The organism is Paracoccus sp. (in: a-proteobacteria), assembly GCF_032007265.1.
Lineage (GTDB): Bacteria > Pseudomonadota > Alphaproteobacteria > Rhodobacterales > Rhodobacteraceae > Paracoccus.
Window position 1 is genome coordinate 1 of the sequence record NZ_DALZMB010000084.1, and the last position, 17,139, is coordinate 17,139.

Here is a 17,139-nt window from a genome sequence, read left to right on the forward strand (position 1 = left end):
GACCTATTCCGACAGGTTGCGCCGCAGATGCGTCATCATGGCCAAATCGAACGCAGAAGGCCGACCACGAAGGGCCGGCCTTGAGACTTTCGGTTGAGGGCTTGGTCTGTGCGGCCCACGCGATCAGCTGGCGCGCTGCACCATCAGCCGTGAGGGGGCAATTTGCAGGTGGATCTGCGTGCCGATCGCGGGCACGGGTTCATCCGCACCGTTAAAGACCACAAAGGTGATCGCCGTTCCCGCAACCTCGGCCGCGACCGAAACCAGCGCCCCCAGGAACTCGACCCCGGTGACGGTGGCCGCGATGCCGGTTGCGGCCAGACGAAAGGCCTCGGGGCGGGCGGCAAGGATGATGGGACCATGCTCAAGCGGGCGGTTCAGTGCGATCTCGGTTCCGGCGACCCGGACCAGACCGCTGGGTGCATCGATCACCGCAGCCGGAAGGCGGTTCAAGGTGCCGACGAAATTCGCCACGAATTCCGTGCTTGGCGTATTATAGATGTCTTGGGGCGAGGCGATTTGATCGGCGACGCCTTGATGCATGACGACGATCCTGTCGGAAATCGCCATTGCCTCTTCTTGATCATGGGTCACGAAAATCGTGGTGATCCCCAATTGCTGCTGAATCTCGCGGATCTGATTGCGCAGGCTGACGCGAACCTTGGCATCCAGCGCCGAGAGCGGCTCATCCAGCAGCAGCATTTGCGGCTTTGGCGCCAGCGCGCGGGCCAATGCAACGCGCTGCTGCTGACCGCCCGAAAGCTGCCAGGGAAAGCGCGAGCCCAGATCGGGAAGGCCGATCAGATCCAGCATCTCCTGAACCCGCGCGGCCCGGTCAGCACGCGCGACCCCCGCAACCTTCAGGCCGAACCCCACATTTTGTGCCACTGTCAGGTTTGGAAACAAGGCATAGGATTGAAACACCATTCCAACCTTGCGCTGATTGGTGCGATGGCGGGTGATGTCCTTATCAGAGATCAGGATCTGGCCACTGGTCGGGGCCTCGAAACCCGCGACCATGCGCAAAACCGTGGTCTTGCCACAGCCCGATGGCCCCAACAGCGAGATGAACTCACCTTTTTCCACATCCAGGTTAAAATCTTTGACGACGCGGTTATCGCCAAAGCTTTTTTCAAGATGCTGCAGTTTCAGAAAGCTCATTTCCCCATCCTTCCGACGCGCGTCAGGCGTGTGATCAGGCTCATCACGCCCATGCAGGCCCAGGTGATGGCAAAAGCGATAACGGCCAAGGCCGCAGGTTCATAGGCTTTGTTCGCGCCCAGAATTTGCATGTATGGCCCAAATGCCGGGCGGTTGAGCAGCGATGCCATCGTAAATTCGCCGATGACAATGGCAAATGTCAGGAACGCCCCGGACATCACGGCACCAAAGACATTGGGCAGGATCAGCTTGCCCAAAATGGTCAGCCAGCCGGATCCAAGGCTTTGCGCCGCCTCGGTCAGGCTGCGCACGTCGATGGTGGAAAGGCCGGTATCGACGGCGCGATACATATAGGGCAGGGCAAGAACCGTATAACCGAACATCAACAGCACATTCGTGCCCCCCGCCGTGCCCGTCAGCGGCAGCACCGACGAGGTGTTGAACAGGCGAATATAGCCAAACACCACGACGATCGCCGGAATGACCAGCGGCAACAGGGTGATGAACTCGATCACCGGGCGCCAGCGCGGCAGCTTGAGCCGCACCCAATAGGCCGTGGGGACGACCAAGGCCACGCCCACGATGATTGTGCAAAGCGCCATGACCACCGAATAGGTCAGGGTTTCCTGAAAGCGCGGGTCGGACAGCACCGAGCGATAGGCATCAAGCGAATATTCCCCGCGCCGCATGCGCAAGGAAAACTCTAGCGTGCCGATCAGCGGCAGGAAAAAGTAAAGCGCCCCCAAAAGCAGTGCGGCCCATGACCAGAAACGCTTCATTTCATCCACCTTTCCGCGCGGGTTCGAAGGATGATGTAAACAAGGTTCGCAAGCCCCGTGACCACGATCATGCCAAATGCCATCGCATAGCCCAGATGCGGGTCTTGCAGCACGTCACCGCGAATTTGCGCATATAGCATGATCGGCACGATCGACAGCGTCGACCCCGTCAGCGCATAGGCCGTGGCAATGGCGCCAAAGCTATTGGCAAACAGCAAAGCAAAGGTCCCCAGCAGTGAGGGAAACAGCACCGGCAGCGCGACCATGCGCCAATATTGCCAGCCTGATGCGCCCAGAACCTCGGCGGCCTCACGCCATTCTTTTTTCAGACCGTCCAGCGCAGGTGTGATGATCAGCACCATCAGCGGGATCTGAAAGAACAGATAGGTCAGCGTCAGTCCCCAAAACGACAGCAGGTTGAACCCCATCGCATAGATATTGATGCCAAACCATTGCTTGAGCAGCATCGTCACCAGACCGACCCGGCCAAGTGTCGCGATAAAGGCAAAAGCCAAGGGCACGCCTGCAAAGTTCGAGGCGACGCCGGAAAAGGTCGAGATCGGCCCGCGCAGCCATCTGGGCAGCCCGCCCAGAACCATCGCCGCAGCAATCGCAAAGCCGATCAGGCAGCCCATGATCGCCGAGGCCGCCGAAATTTGCATCGACAGGATAAAGCTGTCGCGGATGCGCGCTGAAAACAGCCCCCGGATATTGTCCAGCGTAAAGCCGCCATCTGCCGAACGAAACGCGCCGACCACGATATTCATGGTCGGAAGCGCCAGAAACAGCAGGGCGAAGGCAAGGAAGGGGACGACCCCCAGCCAGTTCAACCCGATCCTTCGGTTCATTGCATCGCCTGTTCAGAGGCCCCGCCGATCTGCGGCGAGGCCGTTTCGTTGGTCTGGATTATTCTTTGACGGCTGCGCCGACGACGGAATCCCACTGCTCGGTCACGATTTTCTTATTGGCATTTTGCTGATCAAGCGTCGGGAAAATCGCTTTTTCATAGGCGGCGGCCGGGGGCAGCTTGTCCAGCAGCTCTTGCGGGATCTTGCCAGCTTTCGACATGTCGTTGAAGCGGATCGGGTGGCAGTAGCCCTTCAGCCACTCCAGCTGACCTTCGTCGGAATATATATATTCCATCCACAATTTCGCGGCATTCGGATGGGGGGCATGGGCCGAGATTGCCTGAACGTAAACGCCGGCCACAACACCATCCTCGGGGATGACGACCTCGACAGGGGGGTTGCCGTTCAGGCTGTCGCGCCATGACAGCAGGTTATAATCCCATGCCGCGACAATCGGGGTCGCGCCTTGCGCAATGGTGGCGGATTTGCCGATGACCGGCACAAAGTTCTTGGCGTCATTGATCTGCTTGAACAGCTCAAGACCCTTTTGCCCCGAGGCCTCGCCCGGTTCGCCCCCATTGGCCACGCCCGCTGCCAGCAGCGAGATGATCGCCTGCGCCGAAGCGCGCGGATCGCCTGCCAGGGCAAAGGCATTGGCATATTCAGGCTTGGTCAGATCGGACCATTTGGTCGGGATGGTATCGACCAGATCCTTGTTCACGCCAAAAGCCATGACGCCATAGTAATCGCCGTACCAATAGCCATCGGCATCCTTGGCGTCATCGGGGATCGAATCCCAGTTCGCGACCTTATAGGGCTGGATCAGCCCCTCATCCTTGGCGGCAGGGCCAAAGGACAGGCCGACATCGATGACATCAGGCGCCTGCGGGCCGGTGTTGCCTTTGTTGGCGCGGATCGCCTCAAGCTCATCCGCCGAACCTGCGTCGGGGTTCAGCTCATTGACCTGAATTTCGGGGTATTTCTTTTTAAAGCCCTCGATCATGCCGCCGTAGTTGCACCAGTCATGGGGCAAAGCGATCGTGGTCAGCATGCCTTCTTTTTTGGCAGCGGCTTCCAGCGCGGCCAGATCCTGCGCCTGCACCATGCCCGAGAAGGCAATCAAAAGGGCCATGCCCGCTGTGGTGGTTTTCAAGAAGTTCATCGGTCTCTTCCTTCAACATTGTGCCCCGGCACTGACGGCGGGCGGCCCTAATGAATTAAACACGCCTCATGACAAAGTTGTAAAGAATAATAGCCAGTTGGCCTGTTCTTTCGGTCAGGGTTGACGGCTTGGCGGGGGCGCGAGGGCGCAGGGGCCAGGCGCGGGGCCGGTTGCACAGGCGCCGCGCAATTCGCGGCCGCGGTGCGTTTGGGGCAATCACGGTGATTTGCACAAGCGGTCCGGGTGGCGATAGATAAATGTTAAGGCTTTGACACCCGACGGGTGTAGACTGGTGCCAACCGGCGGGCGTTTTCGTTCAGGAGCGACGGGAATCGGTCTCGATCCGGTACAGATCCGATGCAGAATGCTCCGGAGTGATCGCAACGACGTTTAGAACTGGACTGTTTGCGGCGGGACTGCTGGCGCTGACCAGCACCATTGGCATGGCCGAGACCGCCATGACCGATGCCGCGAAAATGACGCTGTATACCTATGACAAAGACAGTGCGGGCACCTCGACCTGCTATGATGACTGCGCCAAGAATTGGCCGCCCTATCTGGGAAAGGCCGATGAGAAGATGCCAGAAGGCTGGACCCTGATCGAGCGCACCGACAAGACCATGCAATGGGCCTATGACGGCAAGCCGACCTATCTGTTCGCGGGCGACAAAAAGCCCGGCGATATGAATGGAGAAGGCAAGGGTGGGGTTTGGCATGTGCTGAAAGAATAGGCCACAGCGCACCATGCCAAAGCCGGCGCCAGTGGCGCGCGGCTGTGGCATGCGCAGGGCGTGATCAGGCTGTCTGATTGTCTTGCGGATGCAAAATCTGTTCCGCGATCCAGTCTTTTGCGCCCTGAAGCACGGCTTGATAGCAGGCCCGACCCAAAGCTTCACCCAAAGCGGTGTGAAGCCCGGCATAGGCGGTTGGGCCGTCGTCTGCGGCCAAAACGATGCAATCGGTCCCGGTTCCCGTCGCCAGACCAAAGGGCAAACGCAGGCCCGCCGCCATGATCGCGGCGGTGCGGGCCTGTGCCACAATGGTCAGCGCCTCGATCATGGCCGAAGGCGACAGTCCCGCATCAAGGACGGCGGCGATGTTGATCGTGCCATAGCCTGCCGCGATGCCACGGGCGTGGTCGCGGCGGTGGCCGACACGCTCGGCATTGCCAAGGCCAACGGTCGCCACTGCTTGAACCGGCCCGAATTGGCAGCTGCGATAGGCTGAAATCCGGCGCGAGGTCATCATGGCCACCGTGGTCTCGACCGCCGCCGGATCGCGTGAGGCGATGCAGTCAGACAACCAAAGATGTGCGTCAAAATCTGGGGCGAGGTCCGCATTTCGCACCTCTCGCCACAAAATCTTGTGTGCATTGACGAAGCCGGGTCGATATGGGGCGTGAGATAGGATTGATCTTTGGCGACCCAGATCAATTTCTAGCCAAGGCTGCTTTAGGTTGATGCGCAGATCGCCTTTTGGCGCCAAGGCGTTCATGGCTGGCCCCTTTGGCGCCAGATCATTTGCAAAAAGATGGGGGCGCCAATCAAAGCCATCACCACCCCAAGCTTCAAATCACGCTCTGGCACGATCAGGCGCACAGCGATATCGGCCATCAACACCAGTGCCGCGCCCCCAAGGGCCGAAGCCCAAAGCAGCTGCGCGGGCCGGGCCTTGACGGCCGGGCGCAGCAAATGGGGCACGATCAGCCCGACAAAGCCGATTGCACCCGCAACCGCCGTAGCTGCCCCAACCGAGGCCGCGACACCCAGCACCAGCATCATGCGTAGCCGCTTGAGGTCGATCCCCATCGAGGCCGCAGCATCCTCGCCCAGGGTCAGCGCATCCAGCCCGCGCGCGGTCGTGGCAATCATCGCCCATCCCAGCAGCATCAGTGGCAAGGCAATCGCAACATGCAGCCACGAGCGATCCGACAACGAGCCCATCATCCAAAAGACGATCTCATTGGCCGCATAGGGGTTGGGTGACAGGTTCAACACCAACGAGGTCAGCGCGCCAGCAAGGGCGGAAATGGCAATGCCGGCCAGAATAAGGATCAGGGATTGCCCGCCGGTGCCCGCCAATAGCAAGATGATGGCGACCGCGATCCCCGCCCCGGTCAGGGCCGCCAAGGGCAGCGCCAGCGCGAAACTTGCCGCAAACCCGCTTTGCAGCGCAATGACCGCGCCCAAAGCCGCTGACGAGGACACGCCGATCAGGCCGGGCTCTGCCAATGGGTTGCGCAGATAGCCTTGGATCGCTGCCCCCGACAGGCCCAAGGACGCACCGACGACCAGCCCCAGCACCGCGCGCGGCAGGCGGATCTCGCGCATGACCATGCCAAGCGGCCCCGGATCAAAGGCCATCGCGGAAAGGCTTTGGCCGATGCCTGCCCCGGCTGGTCCGATTAAAATCGAGACCAGAAGCAAGGCAAGAACCAAGCTGGCAAGAGCGATCATCAGGCGGGCATAGCTGGTCATGGTTGCGCCTTTAAGGGGGCGGCCAAGCCCGCAGTTGTTGCCGCAATTTGCGGCAAGCCGCAGATCCAGTCACGGTCGGGCACAGATCGGCGTGCGGCTGTCAGGTTGCGCAAGGCGGGATGGTCCAGAATTTCCTCGGCACGCGAGGGGTGGGCATAGCGGGTGCCGGTCACGATCAGATCGGGCGCCGCGATGATCAACAGCTCAAGCGGCAAGGGACCCCCGCCGTCCCGGCCCAGACGGTCGGGCACAAGCTCCCATCCCGCAGCGCGCATGACATCGCCCGCCAATGTATTGGCCCCGGCGCTATAGCTGTTGGCGTCAAAGCTGGCTGCCAGCTGCGCCATGTCAGGCTGGCGGATCGCCGCAAGATCGGCGTCAAAGCCCGCAATCATTGCCTGCACCTGCGCTTGGCGATGCAAAAGATCGCCGATACGCGCCAACCCCTCGCGGACATCTTCCAGCGAGTTGGCGGGGGGCAGGGTCTCGACCCGTATCCCAAGGCGGCGCAGCATATCCAGTGTCGCCCCGTCCGAATAGCTGCCTGCTAACACAAGATCTGGCTGTAGCAGGTAAATTTCCTCGGCGCGGGCGTGGTTGCTGTGCATTGCGCCTGCCTGAGCCGACATCAGCGACACAAGCGGGTCCTGCGCCAGCTGCGAGACCGAGATCAACTGCCCCGGTGCGGCCAGCAGCATGGCCAGCTGATCGGTACATAGATTGATCGAGACAACCCGGCGGGGGGGCGCGTCAGGGACCAAAGCTGGATAGTGCGCGGTCTTGGCCGCCGTGGCCGCAGGTGGCTCAGCGGTACTTGGCGCGGCAGGCAGGCCGGAGGGCGCAAGCAAGAACGCCGCCAGCGCAATGCCAGCCAGTACAATTCCCGCCATCGTGACCCCTTTTGGCCCAAAACGGCTAGGGACGGGGTGCGGGGATTGAAACAGGGCCTTCTCCTTATCGGGCGCGCAAAATCGGATGGGCAAAATCAGACAGGGCGCGAACTGGCATTGGCCGTGCCGTGCCTTGTGACCCCTGTGTCAGATAGGCGGCGGGGCGGCGAGCTGTCAATTGCGCGCCCATCAGGAAAGGCCGCCCTTACGGCGCAAGTGGGCGCGGGCCTGCTAAAGGGCGGGTCAGATCGGTACACCGGCGGCAGACAGTGGACGGGTTGGCAAATCCCGCTTGTCGCCTTATGCGCGCAACCAATCCGACGCGCCGGAAGTTGCGCTTGGAATGCATCTTTTGCGGCCTCTCTTTGGGTGATCGCGCAAGGCGCCAAGATGCCATGCCGGCCATCGGTCGAAAGATGGCGTAAACACCGCAGGAGCTTGAATATGGCCGGAGATACAATGGGGGATCTGCTGGGTCCGGTCGTGGTGCTGATGGGTGCCGCAGTGGTCGCAGTGCCGCTTTTCCGCCGCCTTGGGCTGGGCTCGGTCCTGGGCTATTTCGCGGCGGGCATGCTGGTGGGCCCGGCGATGCTGGGCATTTTCACCAACCCCGCGGCAATCTTGCATTTCTCTGAGCTGGGCGTGGTGATGTTCTTGTTCATCATCGGGCTAGAGTTGCGCCCGCAAAAGCTGTGGGCAATGCGCGGTCAGATCTTTGGCCTTGGTCTGGCGCAGGTGGTCTGCTGTATCGCGCTGCTGACCTTGGCCTCGAGCTTCTTGTTTGCCCTTCCGGTATCGCGGGCATTCGTTGCGGGGGCGGGTTTCGTCATGTCCTCGACGGCGGTGATCATGTCGATCCTGCAAGAGCGCGGCGAGCTGAACGGGATCGAGGGGCAAAAGGATGTCTCGATCCTGCTGTTTGAGGATCTGATGATCGTGCCGCTGCTGGCGGTGGTGGCGTTCTTATCGCCCAACGTCCATGCCGAGGGCGGTCTGCGTGGTCTTAGCATCGCGCTGGGGGCGGTCATCGTGCTGATTGCGGCGGGGCGCTATCTTCTGGACCCGTTCTTTGCGCTGATTGCCCGTGCCCGCACGCGCGAGGTGCTTAGCGCCGGGGCATTGCTGGTGGTTCTGGGATCGGCGCTTTTGATGGAAAGCGCGGGACTGTCGATGGCGATGGGCTCTTTCATGGCGGGGGTGATGCTTTCTGGATCAAGCTATCGTCACCAGATCGAAAGCGACATTGAACCCTTTCGCGGCCTGTTGATGGGCCTGTTTTTTCTGGCCGTCGGCATGTCTTTGGATCTTGGGATCGTGCTGGCAGAATGGCCGCTGTTGCTGGGGATGCTTGCGGCCTTTGTCGTGGTCAAAGCGCTGGGCATTTACGGCGTGGCGCGGCTTTTCGGCTCGGGCAATCTGGCCGCTTTGCGGCGCGTGTCGATTTTTGCGCAAGGGGGCGAGTTTGCCTTTGTCCTTTATTCGGCCGCAGCAACCGGCGGTGTGATCAGCGCGCGTGAAAATGCGCTGTTATCAACGGTGATCATCTTGTCGATGGCGCTGACCCCGTTGATCTTGATCCTGGCCGACCGGATTTTGCACGAGGAAACCTCGTTGGATGGGGTCGAGCCTGCTTTTGATCTGAAGGGGCAGGTCTTGATGATCGGCTTTGGGCGCTTTGGGCAGATCTCGTCGCAATTGCTGCTGGCTCGCGGCATCGAGGTCTCGATCATCGAAAACAACCCCGCGCGCATTCGCGAGGCCGAAAGGTTTGGGTTCAAGATCTATTACGGCGACGGCACACGTCTGGATATTCTCAAGCATTCCGGTGCGGTCGACGCCGAGGTAATCATGGTCTGCACCGATGATCGCCGCGTCACCAGCCAGATCGTCGAGCTGGTTCAGGCCGAGTTCCCCTTGGCCAAACTGCTTGTCCGCTCTTACGATCGCGCCCATTCGATGGAGCTGCGCCGTCATGGGGTTGATTTCGAAATCCGCGAGACGGTCGAATCCGCCTATCTGATGGGCGGTGAGGGGTTGCGTGCATTGGGGGTTGCCGAAGAGGATATCCGCGAGGGCATGGAAAATATCCGCCAGCGCGACGAAGAACGGCTGGCCGCGCAGGTTCATGGCGGTCTGCGCCCGCCAAGCGATACGCAAGATCAGTCGCCCACCCCAGAGCCTTTGGTTCGGGTGCGCCGCATGATCGACATGAAGGAGAGCTAGATGACACGTATTCTGGGTATTGCAGGCAGTCTGCGCCGGGCATCGTTCAACCGTGGCCTTTTGCGCGCTGCTGCAGAAGGGGCGCCGGATGGGGTCGAGGTTGTCTTGGGCAATATCGATCAGGTTCCGCTATATAACGGCGATCTTGAGGCGGCCGAGGGGCTGCCGCAAAGCGTCACTGCGCTGCAAGACCAGCTGCGCGATTGCGATGGTCTGTTGTTGGTGACACCAGAATACAACGGCAGCATGCCGGGCGTTTTGAAAAATGCCATCGACTGGATGTCGCGAGGGGATGGTCTGGGCCATTTTCACGATAAGCCGGTGGCGATGATTGGTGCCTCTCCGGGTGGGTTTGGCACGATCTTGTCGCAGACAAGCTGGCTGACAGTGATGCGTAAACTGGGAATGAGGCCCTGGCTGGCTGGGCAATTGCTGGTTTCGCGTGCAGGCGGCCGCTTCGACAGCGAGGGCAATTTGACCGACGAGGAAACTAGGGCGCAAGTGGTTCAATTCATTGACGGTTTTGCCCATAGCCTGCAGGGTTCTGCGCGGCGCTAGGATGGGGTATGCGCCGCGCATTTTGAAACGCGGCGTTCGGCTTTTGCGCAATTGGGGGGCCTACTTTAGCCCGTGGCGCCCCCCATATTTCAACTGAAGCATTGTGAGAGAAACCATGAGCTGGAACCCTGCACTCACCCCCGGTTGCCCCGATGAAATCGGCGTCGATGCGATCGAAACCCTGATCATTCCCCGCGCCCGCGACTTGGGCGATTTCGAGGTCAAGCGTGCTTTGCCTGCGCCCAAACGTCAGATGGTCGGCCCGTTCATCTTTTTCGATCAGGCCGGACCTGCTGAATTTCTGACCGGGCAGGGCGTCGACATTCGCCCCCATCCCCATATCGGTCTGGGCACTGTCACCTATCTTTATCGCGGCGATTTTCATCACCGTGACAGCATTGGTACGGATCAGATCATCCTTCCCGGTGCGGTGAACTGGATGGTGGCGGGCAAAGGCGTGACCCATTCCGAGCGCACCTCCGAGGCAGGCCGCAAGGGGCCGCACAGCCTTTATGGCATCCAGACCTGGATTGCATTGCCAGAAAACCGCGAGGACATGGACCCGACCTTTGAACACCACGGCAAGGACAGCCTGCCCGAGTTTCGCGATCAGGGTGTTCAGGCCAAGCTGATTTTGGGATCGGCCTATGGCGCGACCGCCCCCGTCACCATGTATTCCGAGACCTTTTATCTGGATGTGGTGCTGGATCCGCGCGCGCGCTTTCCGCTGCCTGACAACCACGAGGATCGCGGGCTCTATATCACCCAAGGCTCGGTTACGATCGCGGGTCAGACCTTTGAGGCGGGCCAGATGATGGTCTTTCGTCCCGGCGACAAGATCACCGTCGCGGCCGGCGACCAAGGCGCAAGGCTGATGGCGCTTGGCGGTGCCACCTTGAACGGGCCGCGCTATGTCTGGTGGAACTTTGTCGCCTCGTCAAAAGAGCGGATCGAACATGCCAAAGAGGAATGGCGCGCCGCAAAATGGGGGCAGGGTCAGTTCGATCTGCCGCCCAATGACCGCGACGAATTCATTCCCCTGCCTTAAATCAGCTGAAGAAATGGGCTTTGCCTCAGCCCGGTTTTCAACAAATTTGTTATTATTTTGTAATGCAAAGAAAGAAAGCCGGGCTGGGACATATACAAGGAATTCAAACGATATTATGATCGTAGGGCATGAAATTTCCTGCAGGAATACATCTTGCCTTACATTTCGACTAACAAATCGACCCGGCTCGCGATCATTGCGGATGATCTGACTGGCGCGCTGGACAGTGCGGCCCCTTTCGCAGGTCGCGGCTTGTGGGTCGAGGTGGCCGTGGACCCCGAGGCCGCGGCTCAGGTGGTCGCCAGCGGTGCCGATATTGTGGTGATCAATACTGCCTCGCGCGAGATCCCCATGGCCGAGGCACAGGCACGGGTTGCTGCTGCAGTGGCCGCGCTGCCTGATGGGGTGCGGCTGTTTAAAAAGGTCGATTCGCGGCTCAAAGGCCATGTTGCGGCCGAAATTTCTGCGCTGTCCTTCCGTCATGCGTTGGCCGCCCCCGCGATACCCGCTTTCGGGCGCTATGTGCAAAAGGGTGACGTGGTGGGGTTTGGTGTTGCGGCCCCGATTTCGGTCGCAGATGCCTTGGGCATTGAGCCTGGGCGTGTGGATATTCCCGACATCCAGACTGATGCCGATCTGGATGCCTGCCTTGCCGCATCCAGCGCAGATCTTTTGATCGGCGCGCGCGGGCTGGCCGAGGCGCTGGCCCGGCAGATGACTGCGGGCGCAACCCCTCGGGCCGCCACGCTGGCCGGGCCTTGTGGTGTGTTTGTCATCGGATCGCGTGATCCGATCACTTTGGCGCAGGTCGCCCATCTTTGCGCGGCGCAGGATCTGCACGTGATCAAGGCGCCGAACGGTGCCTTTGTCCCGGAAAAACGCAATGCTGCCCTGACGCTGGTTCAGGCCACGCCGGGCAAGGTCGAGATGTCCGGCCCAGATGTCGGGACCAATCTGGCGCGCGGGCTTCATCCGGCAATGACCCAAGCAGGGGGCACGCTCTTGCTGACCGGGGGGGCAACGGCCGAGGCGATCTTGCACGCCATGGGCATCAAGCGCATGCGGCTTTTGGGCGAATGTCTGCCCGGACTTGCGGTTGCAACTGCCGCAGGTTTGGTGATTGTGACGAAATCCGGCGGGTTCGGCCACGAGGACACGCTGCTGCGCGTGGCGCAACTGATCGAAAATAGGGGGATGGCATGAGTTTTGCCACGGCTGGTGGCCGCAAAAGTTTGGCGGATGTGGTCTTTGAGCGGATGCAGCGCGCGATCAAATCCGGCGCTTATCGCCCCGATGAACGCCTGCCCACGGAACATGAGCTGGCCTCGGAATTCGAGGTGTCGCGTCCAATCGTGCGCGAGGCTTTGCGGCGTCTGCGCGAGCAGGGATTGATTTATTCGCGTCAGGGTGCGGGCAGTTTCGTGCGCTCAACCGGGTTGCGCCAGCCATTGGGGTTCGGGCAGCTGGAAAATGTTGCCGATCTGCTGAACTGCTATGAGTTTCGTCTGACCATCGAACCCGAGGCCGCGGCCTGGGCGGCCGAGCGCCACACCCCCGAGCGCCTGTCCGCGATCAGCGAGGCGCTAGAGCTGATGCGCGATGCCACCAATCGCTCAAGCCACCGCGAGGATGCGGATTTTCAATTCCATCTGGCGATCGCACTTGGGGCCGAGAACAGCTATTTCTCGACCGCGATGGAGGCGCTCAAGGATCATATCGCGGTCGGGATGCGCTTTCACGGCGCCTCGGTGAAGCGAGATTCCACCGGATTGGCGCGGGTTTTTGACGAACATAGCGCGATTTTCGAGGCGATCCGCAGCCGCAATGCCGATTTGGCGCGTGATCTGATGCGAGACCACCTGTCGGGCTCGCGAGAGCGTCTATTTGAACGACGCCGCCCCGATGCAGAAACCGGAGCGGCCTAGACGGGCCAAAGCGCGGCCCGTCTGGATGGCAGCTTGCTTGCCCTAAAAGGCGGCGCGATAGATCGCCAGAACATCGGCGACCGACATGTCACGCGGGTTGTTGTCCATCAGACGACGAATGGCATGGGCGTCTTGAGCAAAGCCCTCAAGCTGGGCTTCTTGCGCGCCATGTGCCGACAGGCGCATCTCGACCCCAAGATCGGCGCAAAACGCATGGGCTGCTGCCTGCAACCCGTCTTGCGCGGCGCGATCGGCCAGCCCCAGAAAAGAGACGATCTCGGCGGTCTTTTCGGGTGCCACGCTTTCGTTAAAGGCCAGAACATGCGGAAAGATCACCGCATTCGCCAACCCATGCGGCAGATGCAGCAGCGTTCCCAGCGGATAGGACAGGGCATGGCCCGCCGCAGTATTGACCGGACCAAGGCAGATCCCGCCATAATATGACGCCAGCATCATGCCTTCGCGGGCTTTGGTATCGGTGCCATCGGCTACTGCGCGCGCCAGATAGCGCCCGACCAATTCGATCCCCATGCGTGCATAGCCGTCGATGACCGGATGGGCGCGCTTGCTGGTGAAGGCCTCGACGCAATGGGCCATGGCATCGATGCCGGTTGCGGCGGTGACAGCGGGGGGCACCGAATAGGTCAGCTCGGGGTCCAGAATGGCGAAATCGGCGATCAGATAGGGGCTTTCGACCGCGATTTTGTTGCCTTTGCCGGGATCGGTGATCAGGGCGCGAATCCCCGCCTCGGAGCCGGTGCCAGCTGTGGTCGCAATCTGGGCCAGCGCGGTGCGGCGACCCAAGATGCGGTTTGGCCCCGCAACATCGTCAAGGCTTTGGTCGTGGTCCCACATCGCTGCGACCAGCTTTGCCACATCCATGACCGAGCCGCCGCCAAGCCCGACCACCAGATCGGGTCTGGCCGCCCGCGCCGCGGCCAAAGCGGCGGCAAAGGTCGCGGTATCGGGCTCTCCGGGGATGTCATCAAAGACCACGGGCGTGACGCCCAGCCCCAGTCGGTGAACGAAACCTGCGGTATGGGGGGTGGCCAGCACGAAGATACGTTGGGCGTTGCCAGCCCAAGCGCCAAGATTGGCGGCGGCACCTTTGCCGATATCCAGTCTTTTGGGCTGATGAAGGGTAATAATGCGGTCCATATCCATTTGATCCTTCCCGCGCTTAAAGGGCTTCTAGCCGGGCCATTTCGGCCCAGACCGCATCACATTCGTCCTTGGACAAAGGCGAGAAGGGCGGATGGACATTCAGCCAGCCCAGATTGCCACGGCGGCGCGCCAGCATGGTTTTGACGGTCGGAAGCTGCACATAGGCATTGGTCAGCGTGCGCCAGTCAACGATCGTATCCTGCGCGGCTTTGACCTGCGCGGACATGCTTGGATCGTTCCAATGGTCGTAAACCTGCCGCAATTCGCGCGCCACAAGGTTCGAGCTGGCGGTGATGCAGCCCGCGCCCCCGCCTTGCAGCACCGGCAACAACAGCGGATCCGCGCCAGCAAAGACCGCGAAATCGGGAAACCGCGCCGAGATCGCATGCATGTTCTCGATCTTGCCGTCGCTGTCCTTGATCCCGATCACAATGCCCGGGAACTCACGCACCAGCATGTCGATCAGGTTGTGGCTGATCGGCACGCCGGTCAACATCGGGATGTGATAAAGGATCACGCGCAGCCGGTCATCGCCGACTTTTTCGATGATCTGGGCGTAAAAGCGAAACAGGCTCTCATCCGAAAAGGCGGTATAGTAAAAGGGCGGCAGCATGACGACGCCCTTGACGCCCAGATCAACGGCATGGCGCGTCAGTTCGACGGCATCCGTGACCGAACAGGATGAGGTGCCGGGCAAAAGCGCATCGGCGGGCGTGCCGCCTGCCAGGGCTGCCTCTAGCAGATCCATGCGCTCGCGCAGGCCAAAGCTGTTGGCCTCGCCGGTTGATCCCAGCATGGCAATGCCGTGGCAGCCTTCGTCCAAAAGCGCCTTGGTATGGGCGCCAAACAGTGCCAGATCGGGCGTGCCATCGGCTTTCAGCGGCGTGGCTGCGGCGCAATAGACGCCTTGAATGTCAAAGCTCATGCTTGTTCTCCGGCGACCAGTTTGCGCGCATAGGCGATGGCCGAGTTCATATTGCCGTGGTTGGCGATGCCCTTGCCCGCAATGTCAAAGGCGGTGCCGTGATCAACCGAGGTGCGGTCAATGGGCAGTTCAACCGAGACGTTGACGGCGGTATCGAAAGCCACAAGCTTGATCGGGATATGCCCCTGATCGTGATATTGCGCGACAACCAGGTCAAAGCCGCCGTTATAGGCGCGGTGAAAGACCGTATCGGCCGAGATCGGGCCAGAGGCATCGATACCTTCGGCGCGGGCGGCGGCGACGGCGGGGGCGATCTGATCGTCATCTTCGGTGCCGAACAGGCCGTTTTCGCCGCAATGGGGGTTGATGCCTGCCACGGCGATGCGGGGATTGGCAAAGCCAATGCGTTGCAGATGGGCATGGCCTGCGCGGATCGTCGCCAGAACCCGCTCGGTCGTGGCGCGGGCAATGGCGTCTTTCAGCGAAACATGGGTCGAGACATGGATCACCTTCAGCCGCTCGGATGCCAGCAACATATAGGCGGCTTTTGATCCGGTCAGGCTGCGCAGCATGCCGGTATGGCCATCATAGTGGTGGCCCGCGGCATTCAATGCTTCTTTGTTGATCGGCGCGGTGACGATGCAGCCGATGCGGCCTGCCTCGGCATCGCGCACAGCCTTTTCGATAAAGCGAAATGCCGCATCGCCTGCGACCGGGGACAGCTGACCCCAAGGCAGAGGGGCGCCCACGATCGGCAGATCGACGACGCGGCCCTCGAGCTCGACCTCGCAACCAACGGCGGCTTTTGCGGCCTCGAGCGTGGCGAGGTTGCCATAGATCAGGGTGCGGTCGCGGTCCTGGGGCGACATTTCAGCCAGGGCTTTGACGCTGATCTCGGGGCCGACGCCAGCGGGGTCGCCCATAGTGATGCCGATGATATCGCTCATGCTGCGGACTCCGCTTGCAATTGGGTGAATGCCTCGGGCGAGAGGCGGACGTATTTAATGGCGCGGCGGTGATAGCTATAGGCCAAATGCAGGCTGCCATCGGGGCCCTGCAAGATCCAGGGATAGGACATTTCCTTGTTCCGCCCATCAGTGGAATCGTTTGAGGTGCAGGTCCCGGGGCCAGTTTCGATGATCAGCCGCTTGGGAAAGCTCAGGCCGCCATCCTCGGACAGGCAGATCGCGACGGGTGCGCGCGGGACGCCCCAAATCGGGGTGCAGCCGCCGCTGGGATCGGCATCGGGGCGGTCATCCTCCTCGCCCAGCTCATCATAAAGCGAGGCGCGCCGATCCGTCGAGGTCAGGCAAGACGAGGGGTTGGCGATCACCGCCACGCGCCCATCAGCCAGCCGGATTGCCGCGATAGAGGAGTTGTTATTGGGCACATCGGTCGGAGTTGGCGCAGTCCAGCTGCGGCCACCATCACGACTTTCCGAGCGGTGGATGACATCGGCCTGACGGCGACGATAAAAGGCGGCAAAACGGCCCTGACCCAGATCGACCGGGCTCATATGGACCGAGCCGATGGAATCGGCCACCTCTTGCAGATCCCAGCTTTGGCCATTGTCATGGCTGACGCCCATCGCGGCGACATCATGGCTGCCGTTCCATTTCTGGCCCGGCCGCGTCACACAGCGAAAGATCGGCAAAAGCCAAGCGCCGTCTTTGCGCACCACCAGCGGCGCGCGGATAAAACAGCCATGGGGCAGATCGATCAGCCGCCCCTCGGCCGCCGTGATCATCGTCGGATCGGCCGGGTCCAGCGTCAAGGGCGCCATGCGAATGCGGCATTCGTCCTGATTGCCCGAAGGTTGCGCCGTGTGAAACAGCCACAATTGACCGTCTGGCGCGCAAAAGATCACCGGGTTCTGCTCGGACCGGGTTGCGTCATGGCTTAAAAGCCGGGCGGGCCCCCAGCAATCTGTTCCTGCAGGCAGGATCGAGGCATGGATCGAAATGTCCGATTTCCCCTCA

The 17,139-nt window shown here is 61.1% G+C and carries 17 protein-coding genes; 6 read left to right on the forward strand and 11 right to left on the reverse strand.

Translation table 11 applies throughout. The annotated features are described in order from the left end of the window. Positions 1 to 123: 123 nt before the first annotated feature. The 4 genes from RTS12_RS15560 to RTS12_RS15575 are packed head-to-tail and all read right to left on the reverse strand — an operon-like array spanning position 124 to position 3,950. Positions 124 to 1,161: an ABC transporter ATP-binding protein gene (locus RTS12_RS15560; protein WP_312530153.1), complete on the reverse strand. Its 1,038-nt coding sequence runs from the start codon at positions 1,159 to 1,161 to the stop codon at positions 124 to 126. Next, positions 1,158 to 1,940 carry an ABC transporter permease gene (locus RTS12_RS15565; RefSeq protein WP_312530154.1) on the reverse strand — a complete coding sequence of 261 codons (783 nt, stop codon included), beginning with the start codon at positions 1,938 to 1,940 and terminating at the stop codon, positions 1,158 to 1,160. The genes RTS12_RS15560 and RTS12_RS15565 overlap by 4 nt, the downstream gene beginning before the upstream one ends. Continuing rightward, positions 1,937 to 2,788, reverse strand: coding sequence for an ABC transporter permease subunit (locus RTS12_RS15570; protein WP_312530155.1), 852 nt, complete (start codon positions 2,786 to 2,788; stop codon positions 1,937 to 1,939). Before RTS12_RS15570 ends, RTS12_RS15565 begins: the two co-directional genes overlap by 4 nt. A 58-nt stretch (positions 2,789 to 2,846) precedes the next feature. Then, positions 2,847 to 3,950, reverse strand: coding sequence for an ABC transporter substrate-binding protein (locus tag RTS12_RS15575; protein ID WP_409455696.1), 1,104 nt, complete (start codon positions 3,948 to 3,950; stop codon positions 2,847 to 2,849). Between the two features lie 374 nt (positions 3,951 to 4,324). Here RTS12_RS15575 and RTS12_RS15580 point away from each other — a divergent pair, with 374 nt between their 5' ends. Then, positions 4,325 to 4,681, forward strand: a complete 357-nt coding sequence (locus tag RTS12_RS15580; protein ID WP_312530156.1) for a hypothetical protein — start codon at positions 4,325 to 4,327, stop codon at positions 4,679 to 4,681. Between the two features lie 64 nt (positions 4,682 to 4,745). Here RTS12_RS15580 and RTS12_RS15585 read toward each other — a convergent pair whose 3' ends face one another. The 3 genes from RTS12_RS15585 to RTS12_RS15595 are packed head-to-tail and all read right to left on the reverse strand — an operon-like array spanning position 4,746 to position 7,317. After that, positions 4,746 to 5,444 (reverse strand): adenosylcobinamide amidohydrolase, encoded by a 699-nt coding sequence (locus tag RTS12_RS15585; RefSeq protein WP_312530157.1) that lies wholly within the window; start codon positions 5,442 to 5,444, stop codon positions 4,746 to 4,748. Continuing rightward, a complete protein-coding gene (locus RTS12_RS15590) occupies positions 5,441 to 6,427 on the reverse strand; it encodes an iron ABC transporter permease (protein WP_312530158.1) in 987 nt (328 codons plus the stop codon). The genes RTS12_RS15585 and RTS12_RS15590 overlap by 4 nt, the downstream gene beginning before the upstream one ends. Continuing rightward, positions 6,424 to 7,317 (reverse strand): ABC transporter substrate-binding protein, encoded by an 894-nt coding sequence (locus tag RTS12_RS15595; protein ID WP_312530159.1) that lies wholly within the window; start codon positions 7,315 to 7,317, stop codon positions 6,424 to 6,426. The genes RTS12_RS15590 and RTS12_RS15595 overlap by 4 nt, the downstream gene beginning before the upstream one ends. A 444-nt stretch (positions 7,318 to 7,761) precedes the next feature. Here RTS12_RS15595 and RTS12_RS15600 point away from each other — a divergent pair, with 444 nt between their 5' ends. The 5 genes from RTS12_RS15600 to RTS12_RS15620 all read left to right on the forward strand — a co-directional run bounded on the left by RTS12_RS15600 (position 7,762) and on the right by RTS12_RS15620 (position 13,071). Continuing rightward, positions 7,762 to 9,540: a monovalent cation:proton antiporter-2 (CPA2) family protein gene (locus RTS12_RS15600; RefSeq protein ID WP_312530160.1), complete on the forward strand. Its 1,779-nt coding sequence runs from the start codon at positions 7,762 to 7,764 to the stop codon at positions 9,538 to 9,540. Then, a complete protein-coding gene (locus RTS12_RS15605) occupies positions 9,541 to 10,098 on the forward strand; it encodes an NADPH-dependent FMN reductase (RefSeq protein WP_312530161.1) in 558 nt (185 codons plus the stop codon). A 115-nt stretch (positions 10,099 to 10,213) separates the two neighbouring features. Beyond that, the gene (locus tag RTS12_RS15610) at positions 10,214 to 11,146 is read left to right on the forward strand and encodes a pirin family protein (RefSeq protein WP_312530163.1); all 933 of its coding nucleotides are present in this window, start codon (positions 10,214 to 10,216) and stop codon (positions 11,144 to 11,146) included. A 153-nt stretch (positions 11,147 to 11,299) separates the two neighbouring features. Continuing rightward, complete coding sequence (locus RTS12_RS15615) at positions 11,300 to 12,349, forward strand: four-carbon acid sugar kinase family protein (protein ID WP_312530165.1); 1,050 nt, start codon at positions 11,300 to 11,302, stop codon at positions 12,347 to 12,349. Continuing rightward, a complete protein-coding gene (locus RTS12_RS15620; protein ID WP_312530167.1) occupies positions 12,346 to 13,071 on the forward strand; it encodes a FadR/GntR family transcriptional regulator in 726 nt (241 codons plus the stop codon). The genes RTS12_RS15615 and RTS12_RS15620 overlap by 4 nt, the downstream gene beginning before the upstream one ends. 42 nt (positions 13,072 to 13,113) lie before the next feature. On the opposite strand, the gene RTS12_RS15625 is transcribed toward RTS12_RS15620, so the two are convergent. The 4 genes from RTS12_RS15625 to RTS12_RS15640 form a co-directional block, all read right to left on the reverse strand. After that, a complete protein-coding gene (locus tag RTS12_RS15625) occupies positions 13,114 to 14,229 on the reverse strand; it encodes an iron-containing alcohol dehydrogenase (RefSeq protein WP_312530168.1) in 1,116 nt (371 codons plus the stop codon). A 22-nt stretch (positions 14,230 to 14,251) separates the two neighbouring features. Beyond that, positions 14,252 to 15,160, reverse strand: coding sequence for a dihydrodipicolinate synthase family protein (locus RTS12_RS15630; protein WP_312530170.1), 909 nt, complete (start codon positions 15,158 to 15,160; stop codon positions 14,252 to 14,254). Further along, positions 15,157 to 16,107, reverse strand: coding sequence for a 4-hydroxythreonine-4-phosphate dehydrogenase PdxA (gene pdxA, locus RTS12_RS15635; protein WP_312530172.1), 951 nt, complete (start codon positions 16,105 to 16,107; stop codon positions 15,157 to 15,159). Before pdxA ends, RTS12_RS15630 begins: the two co-directional genes overlap by 4 nt. After that, positions 16,104 to 17,139: exo-alpha-sialidase (locus RTS12_RS15640; protein WP_312530174.1), on the reverse strand; the 1,036-nt coding region annotated here is incomplete at its 5' end. The genes pdxA and RTS12_RS15640, both read right to left, overlap by 4 nt.